14 protein-coding genes are annotated in these 12,608 nt (G+C 63.3%); 4 read left to right on the top strand and 10 right to left on the bottom strand.

Going from position 1 to position 12,608, the window contains the following annotated elements; genetic code table 11:
- From Q8R61_RS01840 to lexA, 6 genes are all read right to left on the bottom strand, one after another.
- Entirely contained in the window at positions 1-3,030 is a 3,030-nt protein-coding gene (locus tag Q8R61_RS01840) for an EAL domain-containing protein (RefSeq protein ID WP_305533607.1), read from the bottom strand.
- A 62-nt stretch (positions 3,031-3,092) separates the two neighbouring features.
- A complete protein-coding gene (locus tag Q8R61_RS01835; protein ID WP_305533605.1) occupies positions 3,093-3,332 on the bottom strand; it encodes a hypothetical protein in 240 nt (79 codons plus the stop codon).
- 114 nt (positions 3,333-3,446) lie between these two features.
- Positions 3,447-3,992, bottom strand: a complete 546-nt coding sequence (locus Q8R61_RS01830) for an MOSC domain-containing protein (RefSeq protein ID WP_305533603.1) — start codon at positions 3,990-3,992, stop codon at positions 3,447-3,449.
- Between the two features lie 47 nt (positions 3,993-4,039).
- Complete coding sequence (locus Q8R61_RS01825) at positions 4,040-4,897, bottom strand: restriction endonuclease (protein WP_305533896.1); 858 nt, start codon at positions 4,895-4,897, stop codon at positions 4,040-4,042.
- 88 nt (positions 4,898-4,985) lie between these two features.
- The gene (gene rhuM, locus Q8R61_RS01820) at positions 4,986-5,753 is read right to left on the bottom strand and encodes a virulence protein RhuM/Fic/DOC family protein (RefSeq protein ID WP_305533602.1); all 768 of its coding nucleotides are present in this window, start codon (positions 5,751-5,753) and stop codon (positions 4,986-4,988) included.
- Positions 5,754-6,016: 263 nt separating this feature from the next.
- The gene (lexA, locus tag Q8R61_RS01815; RefSeq protein WP_305533601.1) at positions 6,017-6,619 is read right to left on the bottom strand and encodes a transcriptional repressor LexA; all 603 of its coding nucleotides are present in this window, start codon (positions 6,617-6,619) and stop codon (positions 6,017-6,019) included.
- Between the two features lie 121 nt (positions 6,620-6,740).
- Here lexA and Q8R61_RS01810 point away from each other — a divergent pair, with 121 nt between their 5' ends.
- From Q8R61_RS01810 to Q8R61_RS01800, 3 genes are all read left to right on the top strand, one after another.
- Positions 6,741-6,995, top strand: a complete 255-nt coding sequence (locus tag Q8R61_RS01810; RefSeq protein ID WP_305533600.1) for a hypothetical protein — start codon at positions 6,741-6,743, stop codon at positions 6,993-6,995.
- Between the two features lie 89 nt (positions 6,996-7,084).
- The gene (locus Q8R61_RS01805; RefSeq protein ID WP_305533599.1) at positions 7,085-7,339 is read left to right on the top strand and encodes a type II toxin-antitoxin system Phd/YefM family antitoxin; all 255 of its coding nucleotides are present in this window, start codon (positions 7,085-7,087) and stop codon (positions 7,337-7,339) included.
- On the top strand, positions 7,336-7,758 hold the full coding sequence (locus Q8R61_RS01800) for a type II toxin-antitoxin system VapC family toxin (protein ID WP_305533598.1): 423 nt from the start codon (positions 7,336-7,338) through the stop codon (positions 7,756-7,758). The genes Q8R61_RS01805 and Q8R61_RS01800 overlap by 4 nt, the downstream gene beginning before the upstream one ends.
- Before the next feature lie 218 nt (positions 7,759-7,976).
- On the opposite strand, the gene Q8R61_RS01795 is transcribed toward Q8R61_RS01800, so the two are convergent.
- On the bottom strand, positions 7,977-8,240 hold the full coding sequence (locus tag Q8R61_RS01795; protein WP_305533597.1) for a cytochrome c: 264 nt from the start codon (positions 8,238-8,240) through the stop codon (positions 7,977-7,979).
- Positions 8,241-8,401: 161 nt separating this feature from the next.
- On the opposite strand from Q8R61_RS01795, the gene Q8R61_RS01790 reads away from it, so the two are divergent.
- Positions 8,402-10,300 (top strand): hypothetical protein, encoded by a 1,899-nt coding sequence (locus Q8R61_RS01790; RefSeq protein ID WP_305533596.1) that lies wholly within the window; start codon positions 8,402-8,404, stop codon positions 10,298-10,300.
- A gap of 152 nt (positions 10,301-10,452) precedes the next feature.
- Here the strand turns inward: Q8R61_RS01790 and Q8R61_RS01785 are convergent, their stop codons facing one another.
- The 3 genes from Q8R61_RS01785 to Q8R61_RS14915 form a co-directional block, all read right to left on the bottom strand.
- Entirely contained in the window at positions 10,453-11,190 is a 738-nt protein-coding gene (locus Q8R61_RS01785; protein WP_305533595.1) for a hypothetical protein, read from the bottom strand.
- A 72-nt stretch (positions 11,191-11,262) separates the two neighbouring features.
- Positions 11,263-11,934, bottom strand: coding sequence for a small multi-drug export protein (locus Q8R61_RS01780; protein ID WP_305533594.1), 672 nt, complete (start codon positions 11,932-11,934; stop codon positions 11,263-11,265).
- A 182-nt stretch (positions 11,935-12,116) separates the two neighbouring features.
- Complete coding sequence (locus Q8R61_RS14915) at positions 12,117-12,566, bottom strand: very short patch repair endonuclease (RefSeq protein WP_371133532.1); 450 nt, start codon at positions 12,564-12,566, stop codon at positions 12,117-12,119.
- Between the last annotated feature and the right edge of the window lie 42 nt (positions 12,567-12,608).

Below are 12,608 nucleotides of genomic sequence, written 5' to 3'. Positions count from 1 at the left end.
TCAGGCAGCCGGGGCCAGCAGGCTGGCCCATTCGTCGATTGGGATCGGGCGGCAGAACAGCAGCCCCTGATACGCCCTGCACTCGTTCGCCAGCAGAAAATCCCGCTGCGCCTGGGTTTCCACGCCCTCGGCAATGACCTGCAAGCCCAGCGAGCGGCTCAGCGCCATGATGGCCCGCACGATGGCAGCATCGTTGGCATCCACCGTCACATCGCGGACAAAGGATTGATCGATCTTCACCTGGTCCAGCGGCAGGCGCTTGAGGTAGGACAAGGACGAATAGCCGGTCCCGAAGTCATCCAGGCAGAAGCTCACCCCCAGCGCATTGAGCTGCTGCATTTGCCTGATCACCGCATCAACGTTGTCGAGCACCACGCTCTCGGTTAGCTCAAGTTTGAGGCGGGACGGATCGATGCCGCTCGACGTGAGGCTCTGCTGCACCGTTTCCACGAAGTCGGGCTGATGGAATTGCCGCGCACTGACATTGACCGACATCTGGAGCGCGCGCGTACGCGGATCGCGCTCCCATATCTTGAGCTGGGCGCAGGCCGTATCCAGCACCCATTTTCCGATCGGCAGGATGAGTCCGGTCTCCTCGGCAAGCGGAATGAATTCGGCCGGATACACCATGCCCGGGTTCGCTGGCAGCCAGCGCAGCAGGGCCTCGGCTCCAATCAGGCCGCCGTCCTGATCAACCTGGGGCTGGTAATAGAGCCGGAATTCGCCCTTGTCCAATGCCTGACGCAACGCCGCTTCCATCACCATGCGCGAGTCGATCGCCGCCTGCATCGCCGGGTTGAAAAAACGGACCAGATTGCGTCCGCCATCCTTGGCCTGGTAGAGCGCAACATCGGCCTGTTTCATCAGCATATCGGTCGAAGCCCCCTGCCCGCGGAACAGCGCCAGGCCGATGCTGGTGGTGCTGTGGAATTTCATGCCGCTGACGTCCAGCGCATAGGGCTGGTTGAGCGCGAAACGCACCTTCTCCGCGATCGTCTCAGCCTGGCTGACGGCGTGCGCCTCGTCCGGGCCCAGGCCTTCCAGCAGCACCACGAATTCGTCGCCGCCCAGGCGGCACACGCTGTCCTGCTGGCGCACATTGGCAGTCAGGCGTCGCGACACTTCAACCAGCAGCCGGTCGCCGACATCGTGGCCCTGGGTGTCGTTGAGCGTCTTGAAATGGTCCAGATCCAGGATCATCAGCGCGCCGTACGCCTGGCTGCGCTCGCTGGTAGCCAGCGCATGGCCGAGGCGGTCCATCAGCAACCGCCGGTTGGGCAACTGGGTCAGCACATCGAAATAGGCCAGGTCACGGATCTGCTGCTCCACCTGCTTGCGCTCGGTGATGTCGCGCACCAGGCCCAGCACATAGGGCTGACCGGAAAACTCGAAATAATTGGCGTTGATTTCCACCGGGAACACCGTGCCATCGCGCGCCTTGTGATGGCTCTCGAAGATGAGGGTCTTGAGCTCCTTAAGTTGATCCCAGAGCGCCTGCCACTGCTCGGGCTGCGTGATCACGTTGTCGACGTCTATCACCCGCATGTTCATGAGCGCGTCGCACGTATGGTCCAACACCCTGCACGCCTCACTGTTTACATAGTGAAAACAGCCTTGCTCGTCGGCCATATAGGCCGCTTCCTTTACATGGTCCAGTGCGAAATCCAGCAGCGCCACTTGACGGCTTGCGCGCTCGCGTTCAGTGATGTCGCGCGCAACGCCCAGCACACCGATGACCTTGCCACTGCGGTCGCACAGGGGTGTCTTGATGGTCTCGACCAGTATCGTGCCTCCGTCTGCAGCGATCACCCATTCCTCGTTCTGCTTGGCCCGCCCGGCATCCACGGCCGCCTGGTCCATCTGACGAAACAGGCGCGCCTGCTCGGGTTCAAAAAAATCAAAATCGGTCTTGCCCACAACCTCCGCTTCGGGGACACCGAAAAAACGCGCCAAAGCCGGATTGCCCATGCGGTAGACCCCATTCGCATCCTTGAGCCAGATGAGGTCGGGCAATGTATTCAGGATCTGGTGTTTTTGCTGCTCGCTTTCTTCCAGTTTGCGGGTAACGGTTTTCAGCAGGGCGTGTTCCTTCAGCAGCATGCCTTGCCTGAGCATGGCCAGTACGATGACCACCAGCGCACCCATGTCGATTACGTGATGGACCGCCTGGGGTATGCCGTCGTTGGGTTCAGACAGGAGCACCGCCAGGCTGGCCAGCACGACCGCTGCCAGCGGCAGCACACGCAGCGCCCCTTCGCTCCATCGCTCCCATGCGGCATTGCTCGAGATTTCGATGTTCCAGTACAGCGTGGCCAGGCCCATTCCCATCACCGACACGGAAAACAGGCTGTTGAACCAGGCCCCGTCGAGGGTAGTGCCATCAAGCGCCAGCGCGTTCCACCCCATCCAGCACGCGCCCGTGCCCAGCAGCGAAAGCAGGAACAGCGCATAGCTCCACGAAAACTTCAAACGCAGGGTGGGCGCTGCAACCAGGCCGATACATACTGCCGCAAGCAGACTCACCGGATAAGTCACCAGCACGGCCAGCGGCAGCAGCGCCGTATCGCCGCGCCTGGGCAGATACAGCACCAGCACCAGCGTCAGGACGGCAATGGCAAGGATGGCGGCATCCAGCGCCAGGGTCTTGCGCTGGGTGCGGTCGGCCAGACGAAAGGCCTCGATCAGCAAGCCTGCCGCAACGCAGGGGCCCAGCCACAGATAAAACAGGTCGGAAGGTGTCGGGAAGCCGGTAAAGCCAAGCAGCGTCTGCACGTTCCAGATCAGCTGCCCGACCGCATACGCGCTGAGGCCGATCGCGATCCAGCGCAGCCCCCGTGCGCTATCGACCGGCGCCGCGCGCACCCCGAACCACGCCAGGGCCGCCGCGGTGAGGGTTCCCGCCGTCCAGTGCAGGTTGTCGAAAAAACGGATCCACAGCACATCCTGCGCAAGCAGAATGCCCGCCAGCCCGACCAGAAATCCGGCCACGCCGGCAACCAGAACCAGCTGTACTGATCGCAACTGCGGCATACGACTGCCCTGACGCATCGATCGAGTCTCCCTCCAGAACACCTCGCGTGCCGGTTTTCCGCTTACCGTCTGCGGCCGGTCTCGGCGCAGCGGATGATCGCCGCTTGGGTTTTCAGCTCGAGGCAACGCCGCAGATCCGGTCCGGTTTCTTTCAGCGGCCGGGTGCTGGTTCTTACCACCACCTGTTGCGGTGTGGGTTCCTGCACCACTGCTGCGGCCGGCGCGGTCGTCGAGTAGTCCCCCTGCGCCATCGCCATGCCGGCGATTCCCAACAACGGCCATGCAATGTGTCCGATTTTCATACGTCTTCCTCCTGGTTGCTTGCGTTGCGGCGCCTGGCCAGGCCGGCACCGGAATATACGTTCTCATGATAGCCAGACTGGGCGCGCGCGGCGCACCTGTCTCGATGCAGCATGCTAGCCCGGTGCCGCTTCACACCCCACCGCATCGCCCACCCGGATCAGTCCGCCCGTCAGAATGCGTGCATTGACGCCGCCATGCCCGCGCATGGCGTTATACCCGCCCGGCCCCAGCACCGCTTCCATCCGCGAGCAGGGATCGCACTCGCCGGTCAGTTCCAGCATCACCGCATCGCCAATGCGCAGCACCAGCGGCCGGTCGCGAAACAGCGTGCGCGCCGCCAGCAGATTCAGCCCCGCCACCACCAGGTTGCGCCGCAGCCCGGCCGCGTCCACTTGCGCCTGTCCGGACAGGGCCGCCAGCACCGGCAGATGCTCGGCCTGGATCAGCGTCACCTGCCGCTTGCCGCCTTCTGTCCGGCTGCGTGACGGCTGTGCGTAGTGGTCGCCATCCAGCCCCACCCCGGCTATCGCCATCACGGAATCCACCGCCGCCACCTCGCCGCGGCGCTGCGGCCGCAGGTAGATCGCCTCGATGCGACCGGGACGGGGAAAGCGCGTCGTCAAATCGCGCAGGCTGGCTTCGCTCAGGAGGTACTCCACTTGATTGGGTTCGTCAGCCACGGTGAAAATGGACAGCGGCCACCCGTTCAGGCCTGCCGCGTGCCCTTGCAGTCCGGGTGGCGTGCGCAGCGCCAATAGTCCTTGCCCATATTGGGGCCGTGTTTGGCCTTGCGCATCACCATCCGGCTTTGGCATTCCGGGCAAAAAGGCGCGCCAGTCGTATTGATGCTGAGCGGGTCCCGAAAAAACTTGACCGGCGCACGCACCTTGCCAATCAACTCCAGCAGCGCCTTGCCGTCCATCAGTTCGATGTTCTTGCTGCGGACAAACGCGCGGGCCTCGTCGGTGAAAATGCCCGACGTCAGCACAAAACCACCGGCCGCGCTGCGGGATGCCATCACGTCATAGAGTTCGCGCGGCGTGTTGACGCCCACCCGCGACGCGCGCCACTGCTTGCATTGCACCAGATAGGTTTGGCCGTCCTTCTTCAGCGTCAGATCTGCAGCGCCATCGGGCATCCCGCTGCCCGTCGTCCGCACCGAATAGCCCCGGCGCCGAAACGCATCGCTCACCAGGGCCTCGAACTGCCGCCAGCTGATATTGCTGAGCGCACGCCGGTCCGGGCTGGTCGCCACCCGTTTGTGCAAGGCATGGTTCTTGTAGCGGTCGTAGGCCGACACCGCCGCGACCAGCAGCAAAACAAGCGGCAACAGATACTGGCCGATCATGGCCAGCGTGATGAAAATGTCCTGGCTGGGGAATGGGTCCGTCATGTCCGGCTGCCAGACGAGCGTCCCCTCGCTGGCGACCATGCTGTGCAGCCCGAAATACACCCCAAGCGCGAGTGCCACGCCGAACCACCAGGGCAGCATGCCGGCGACTTTGATCAAGCCTTCAAAGCGGCTCGGTTTGCGGCGTTCCAAGGTGTTTATCCGGCGGTCCATCGGCAACAGAATGCCATTCTGCGATCAGCGCGTCCATTCCTGTCGGCACCACCGGCATGCGTGGCAGGACAGCCGGCATCCCTCTTGGTCACGCGTTCTGCCGGTTGATCAGGTTCACCACGACCCGCGTCAGCACGTTCTTCTCGTCCGGCCGGCTCTCGGCGATCAGCAGCGTCATTGCCACCAGCGCATTGTCTGCGATGCGCTTGCCGCCATCGGCACGGTAGAGCGCCAGGTTCTTCTGCAAAAACCACAGGAACAGCGCTGCCGCGATGCGCTTGTTGCCGTCGACGAAGTGGTGGTTCTTCACCAGAAAATACAGCAGGTGCGCCGCCTTTTCTTCCAGACTGGGATACATCTCCTGCCCGCCGAAGCTCTGCATCACCGCTGCCAGCGAACCTTCCAGCCCCTCGTCCTTTTCCCGGCCGAACAAACCGGTGGCGCCGAAGCGTTCCCCCATGCGGGCGATCACCTGGCGCGCCTCGTCCAGATCCAGCGCCGCCACCGGGCCGGCCGACACCTCGCCCAGCCGCACCCGCTGGTGGTCGTAGTCGTCCAGCACCTCCAGCGCGTAGGCATAGTCGGCCACCACTTCGAGCAGCGCGGTCGCCTCGTCACCGCTCAGCGTGCGGCGATGCGCCACGTCGGCAACCAGTCGCACCGCCTGGTTGAGCTCCTTCAGCCGCTGCGCGTGCACGGTGTAGCCCTGCACCAGATGCTGGCGCAGCACGTTGGTGGCCCAGATGCGGAACTGGGTGCCGCGCAGGGATTTGACCCGGTAGCCGACGGAGATGATGACGTCGAGGTTGTAGAAGACGACTGGCTTGTCAGAACCGGCAATATGCATTTTTTGCATATTGCTTTCTTCCGGCAATTCGCCCTCCTTGAAGACATTGCGTAAATGTCTGGAAATAACGGATTGATCTCGCTGGAACAAATCCACAAGCTGAGCTTGTGAGAGCCACACCGTCTCCCGCTCCAGCCGCACATCCAACGCCGGCCCGCCGTCGGCCGCCCGGTACAGAACGATTTCACCCAGCCCTGTGCTCATTGTGATGCCTCCCTGTTCAAACTGAAGTTGTACGGCTGCCGCCCAGGCACAGCCGTTTCAGCGCGCGTTCACAGACTCTTGCCGCTGCGGATCACCCCCACCGCAATGCCCTCGATGACCAGCTCCTGGCGCTTGAGGTCGACCACGATCGGCTCGAACTCGGGGTTTTCCGGCAGCAGCCGCACCGTGTGGCCGCGCTGCTGAAAGCGCTTGACCGTGACCTCGTCGCCGATGCGCGCCACCACCACCTGCCCGGCACGGGCCTCTCCGATGCGGTGCACCGCGAGCAGGTCGCCGTCGAGGATGCCGGCATCCTTCATGCTCATGCCCTGCACCTTCAGCAGATAGTCCGCGCGCGGCGAAAACATCGCGGCGTCGAGCTGGTAGTGCCGCTCAATGTTTTCCTGCGCCAGGATCGGGCTGCCGGCAGCCACTCGGCCCACCAGCGGTAGCCCGCCACCACCCTTGAGCCGGATGCCACGCGAGGTCCCCGGCACCAGGTCCAGCACGCCCTTTTTCGCCAGCACCTTGAGGTGCGCCTCCGCCGCGTTGGGCGAACTGAAGCCGAAGTGCTGCGCAATCTCCACCCGCGTCGGCGGCCCACCGGTGGTCTCGATCCATTCGCGGATCAGATTCAGGATTTCTTCCTGGCGGGGGGTCAGATCTTTCATGGGGCTTCCTCCAAATACTGTATGCATGTACAGTTGTATGTGTGTACAGTATAAATACCCAATCCGGAAAACGCCACTGCGCGATGGCCTACCGCCCGCGCAGCCAAACAGGAGCCCCCTCATGATGAAACTCGGAAAGATCAGCCCCCTCGCCTTCAGCCGCATGAAGCAGCGCGGGATTTCCATCGCCGCCCTTAACGACCTGCTCGCCCGCGGCCAGGTCGAAAAGCAGTTCGACGGCGCGCAGGTGGTCTATCTGGACAGCCCCATTCCCGCCCCCACCTGGGCCGGCCGTCCGCAGCCGCGGCTGTATGCGGTGCTGGACGCTGCGGGCGATGTGCTGACGGTGGAGCGGCGGGTGCGCTTGCGAGCATGAACCGATCGCCCGATGCAGCGGGCGATGGCCAACCCGCCCGCACCGTGCTATATTCTGGCCAGACTAGCCAGAATAAGCAGGAGCGCATCATGCACAGCGAATGGCAATTGCAGGAAGCGAAGAACAATCTGAGCCAGCTGATCAAGGACGCCGCAAGCGGCGACGTCCAGGTCGTCACTGTGCACGGCAAGCCGACCGCCGTGGTGGTGTCGGCGGAAGCCTACGCAAAGCTCACCCGCCCGCGCCGGGGCAAGCTTTCCACCGCGCTGTTGCAGCCCGACCTCGCAGGCGAGGACCTGGACTTCACCCGCAGCCCGGACACCGGCCGCAACGTCGAGCTATGAGCTGGCTGCTGGACACCTGCGTCCTCTCCGAATACCTCAGGAAATCGCCCGCGCCACAGGTCATCGCCTGGCTGGATGAGCAGGACGAATCCAGCCTCCACCTCAGCGTCGTTACCCTGGGCGAGATCGAAAAGGGCATCCTCAAGCTGCGAGCCACCGATCCCCGCCGCAGCCAGAAACTCACCGCCTGGCTTGGCAAGGTGGAACAACGCTTCGCCGGCCGCATCCTGCCCCTCGACGCCGCTGCCCTGCACGGCTGGGCGCAACTCGCTGCCCAGTCCGAACTCGCCGGGCGCCCCCTTCCGGTGATGGATGGCCTGATCATGGCCACCGCCCAGTGCCACGGCCTCACCGTGGTCACGCGCAACGTGCAGGACTTTGGCCTGCACCCGCAGGCGTTCAATCCCTGGGCCCTGTAAAGTCGCGCATCGGTATTCACTTGCTGGTTATTCCGCGGGTGAGACCCGGACGCCTCCGCGTGGTGGACCCCACCCTAAGCACCCGTGTTTGATGCGCAGGGAGGTAGTGTTACGCCTCTGCCTCGCAGCGGGCACGCACATGCGCCGCCCCAGTGCCCATGAACCGACCGCTCCACGAACGCCGTCCGCAAGATGGCTGCGGCCAGACCCCCGGCCGACTACTGCGGCGCCCGGGTCGCGGCCAGGCAGGCCACGATGTCCTGCACCTCGGCCTCGGTCAGCGTAAAGCGATGTGCCCGCACCGACTTGTCCGCCAGCAACGCCGGCAGGTCCGCCGGCGCCGTCTTCAGGCTGGTCGCGCCATCGCGGTGGCAGCGCATGCAGTTCGACTCAAACAGCGCTTTGCCGCGCACCGCGTCCTGCGCTGCCGCGGGCAGCGCCAAGCCGATGCACAAGGCAAGCAGCAAAATGCGTGTATTCATGGCCTGTCCTTTATTTATGTATCCGTATTGATGGTTGCAATTTCAATTTAGTCGCCAGGCGGGCGAACGCTACAGGATGCGGGCAGGCCATCCGGGTTTGCGTCGTGGGCGGGTACTATTAGGCCTTTGCTTCGTACCCGCGCTCCGCACGCGCAGCCTCAGTGTCGATAAACCTTCCGGCAAACCAACGCCCCCTCCACTTTCCGGCAAGCGCGGGCGCTTGGAAGGAAACGGCCACCGCCTGCCTGCGGGATTGCATCGCGCGCTATCGCGCCGTCATCCCCGAACTGAATGAACTGGGCACGCAACTGCAGCGTGCAGACGCCCCCGACGCCTGCCTCGCGCTCTACGAAACCTGCACCCCCCTGCTGGAACAGGCCATGTGGTCCGGCGAAGCCGACTTCCACCCGCTGCTGGCGACCTACCAGTCGCTGTTCCGCGAGCAGGAAGTGCTGCTCCGGCAGCATCGCCCAACCCCCGACGACCGCCATCATTTCGTCCTCGCCATCCCGGTGGCGGACCGCCCGCCCCACCTGCGCGCCTGCCTCGAAAGCATTTACCAGGTGTGCGCGCTGTACGACTACGGCGGCCACGCCTCGGGCGTATGGGAAATGATCCAGGTCGTCGTCGCCGAAGACAGCCGCGACGAAGCCAATGTGCGCCGTCACCAGGCGCTGGTCGACGAATACCGGCAGAAAGGCCTGCAGGTCGTCCACTACGGGCTCGACGAGCAATACGACCTGCTGCACGCACTGCCGCCGCCGCAGCGCGAACGGCTGGGGAATCTCCTCACCACGCAGCCGAAGGAACGCTTCTACCTCAAGGGCCAGGCCGCCAACCGCAATCTCTGCTACCTCAAGTTTCTGCAGCTGACGCAGGACCGCGACCGCACGCTGTACTACCTGGTCGACAGCGACGAGAGCCTGTGCGTGAACCGGCAGACCGGCACCGGCGAAGAAATCGTCTACGCACTGCCCTACTTCCACGCCATCGACCGCATCTTTCGCAGCACCGACACCCTAATGCTCACCGGCAAGATGGTCGGCGACCCGCCGGTGTCGCCGGCGGTGATGGCCGCCAACTTCCTCGACGACGTCGCCGCCTTCTTCGCGCGGCTGGCCACGCTGGGCAGCGCTGACCCGTGCACATTCCATGGCGCGCAGGGGCCGGTGGCCGGCGACGCCGCCTATCACGACATGGCCAAGCTGTTCGGCTTTGACACCCAGCCGGCGACCTTTCCCTATGCCTGCCGCCTTGCCGGCGAACACGACCACAGCGCGTGCCTGGCGGATTTTGCGCAGCGGCTCAATGCCTTCTTCTTTGGCGAGCACCTCACGCGCAAAACCCAGTTCGCCTACGGCAACGGCTACACCCAGCTTGCCCCCGCGCGCACCGTGTATCCCGGCAACTACATCGTCAACTACGCCGGGCTGAAATACGTCATCCCCTTTGGCCACCTGCGCCTGCGCATGTCCGGCCCCACCGCCGGGCGGCTGATCGCCGCCGAAATCGGCCCCCGCTTTGCCTCGTTCAACATGCCCAACCTGCACCGGCGCACCACCGCGGCGGGCCCCGGCGACGACTTTCGCCCCGGCGTGGACGTGGGCGAGGCCAGCGTCGATGTATCCAACGAATTTGAGCGCCAGTTCTTCGGCGACCTGATGCTGTTTGCCACCGAAGACCTGGTGAAGCGCGCCGACGTGAACCAACCCTTTGCCCGGGACGCGATCGAAGCCGCCCTCGCGCAGAAAGAAGCCGAATTGCTGGCGCTGTACCAGCACAAGCACCAGGCCATCGGCGAGAAAAGCCGGCAACTGCGCGCGCTGGTGTTCGACGCCGGCCACTGGTGGCTGCATGCCGGCGAGCACGCGCCCGCCATCGCCCACGCACTCGGGCAGGTGCGCACGTTTGTCGACAACATCGACCGCAACTTTGGCGAGCACGCCACCGCCTGGCACCAGATCCAGTCCGCCGGGCATCGCGCCGAGCGCCGTCGGCAGATCGTCGAGGCCTTGATGAACTACCGTGCCGAGCGGGATGCGTGGGATGGTTTGTTCTGACGGAGAAGCAGGAAAACGCTAACCACCCTGAATCGTCATTCCGGCGAAGGCCGGAATCCAGTCAAACAAAGCGCTGGACCCCGGCGTGCGCCGGGGTGACGGTACCGGGGTGACGATGCTGGGGTTCTGTGGACTTGTGGAACGGCCCGCCCTCACAGCACCAGCGAATCCCGCGCCCCCGCAACAATCTCCTCCCGGCATTCCCGATAAGCCTCCGCTGCTGCCTGCAGCGCCTCCTCCGGAATCACCACCCCAGAATAATCGCTCCGCCCCCGGTCGATCCGCCCGCTGCGAACCCGCTCCGATGTATCCCCCCGGCGCGCCTTCCCCGTCTGGCTGAACACCTCGTAGCGCTCGCTCAAGGGCGAATCCAGTTCCAGCCATGCCGTCAGCCTGGGCAGCAGCGTCTCCGGCGTGCGCTGCAGCAGCTCTGCATCAAAGTAGCGGTAGGGCCAATCGGTCGTCCGGCAAAACCCGGCCAGCGCACGCAACCGCTCGATGTAGTAGTTGGCCGCTGCCACCGGCGAGGCATACAGGTCCGGGTCCGGCTTCTGCGCGAACAGATGCACGATGCTCCTGATCGTGTGCGCCGGCTCCGCCAGCGCCACCAGGATCTTGATATCGGCCCGCCCCAGCCGCTCGGGCTTTAGCGCATAGTCGTTGTGCAGCAGCTTGTCGAACAGGTAGCGGCTGCCCGGTTTGAGCGCCTCGTCCTGCCGCAACGCCGCCAGCTGCCTGTCCAGCGCAGCGGGTTCCTCGTAGCCGAGGTGCATTTCGTAATAGCCATTGATCTGCGGGTGCGAGCCGAGAATATGCCCCGCCAGGCTGGTGAAGGCGCGCATGTGGCTCAGCAGGAAGATTCTGGCGTAGGGATCAGGCGAAGCGCTCATTGTTTCAATTCGTTGTGGTTCCATCGTTTCGGTCGTTATGAACAAGTACCGAAAGCATGGAACAGCGCGTATTCAGTCATGTTCACTTCGAGCGGCTCGCTCGCGATGCCGGGCCACCCACTCGATCGCGGCAGCGATCAGCAGGATCGCGAGGAACAACAGGTAGGGTGCGTACTGGTTGACGGCCGACGCCCAGACATTGAGCTCGTTCAGCAGCAGCGCCCACAGGCCAATCGCGATATAGGTCGACACCAGCACCACCGCCAGATTCACCCAGGGGCGCAAGCCGATCAGAAACCCGATGATCGCCCCCACCACCGGCCCCGTCATCCAGAACGGCGCAAACACGAAAACAAACAGGCCGGCGATGCCGAACTTGCGCACCACGCCCCCACCGGACTCCGCCGCGCGGTGGATGCGCGTGATGAAAGGCTCCAGCCTGCGCAGCCTGATCAGGTGCCGCGTGCTCTGCACGAACAGTGGGTAGATCACCAGCACCTGGATCGTCTCGATCAGGATGTTGAGCGGCACCACCTGGGCATGACCAAAACCGCTGGCATAGCCGAAGGACATCCCCGCCTCGCGGCCGATGATCAGGTTCAGCCCGGTCATGATCGCGTAGGGAAGAATGTGGTCCGGATACAGGTGCCACCCGATCCCGAACGCCAGCAGCATCAGCCCGGTGAGCGCCAGGCCGATGCCCAGCATCCGGCCTTCGGTGCTGGCGAAAAGCGTTTCATGCATTTTGGTGCTTTGGTTCATCTTGATATACGCAGTAGATGTGCCCGTGTAAACCTCGCTCAGAACAGACCTCAATTTTTAACACATGCCCCCTGCACGACCGCATACCCGTCAACCAGTCTTTGAGGAATGCACCCGCTGGTTGACCTCGGACAGTCACTACAACCGCCTCACGCGCTGTTAAATCAAGAAGAACCATGTGGCCATTCCGCATATAATCCATTCGCTGAATTAATGTACTTGGGTAGCCATGAAAGATCTGGCGTGGGTGATCTTAGTGCGCATTCCCATATGACAAGCACCCTCCACCCTTGGTCAATCAACTGCTTAATCTGCTGCTGATCTCTTTTGACATTTCGCTTGAACTTTTCCTCCCATTTCTCCCGATTCTGTTCAGGGCTTGTTGCATATCGGCACCCTAGGTGCCTATGCCAAAAGCACCCGTGCACAAATATCAGCAGCTTGTATTTGGGCATTACTAAGTCGGGTTTGCCTGGCAACTTGCTGTCATGCAGTCGATAGCGAAATCCTTTCGAGTGCAGATAGCGCCGCACAACCAGTTCTGGCTTCGTATTTTTACCTTTGATACCCGCCATCATGCGTGAGCGGGTTCTGCTATCGACTATGTCCACCATCCCTGGTAACCTGGCATGAATTTTCAAAAGTTAACACTGCAG

The organism is Thiobacillus sp. (genome assembly GCF_030696885.1).
Taxonomy (GTDB): domain Bacteria; phylum Pseudomonadota; class Gammaproteobacteria; order Burkholderiales; family Thiobacillaceae; genus Thiobacillus.
This window is presented reverse-complemented; position numbering and strand designations above follow the sequence as displayed.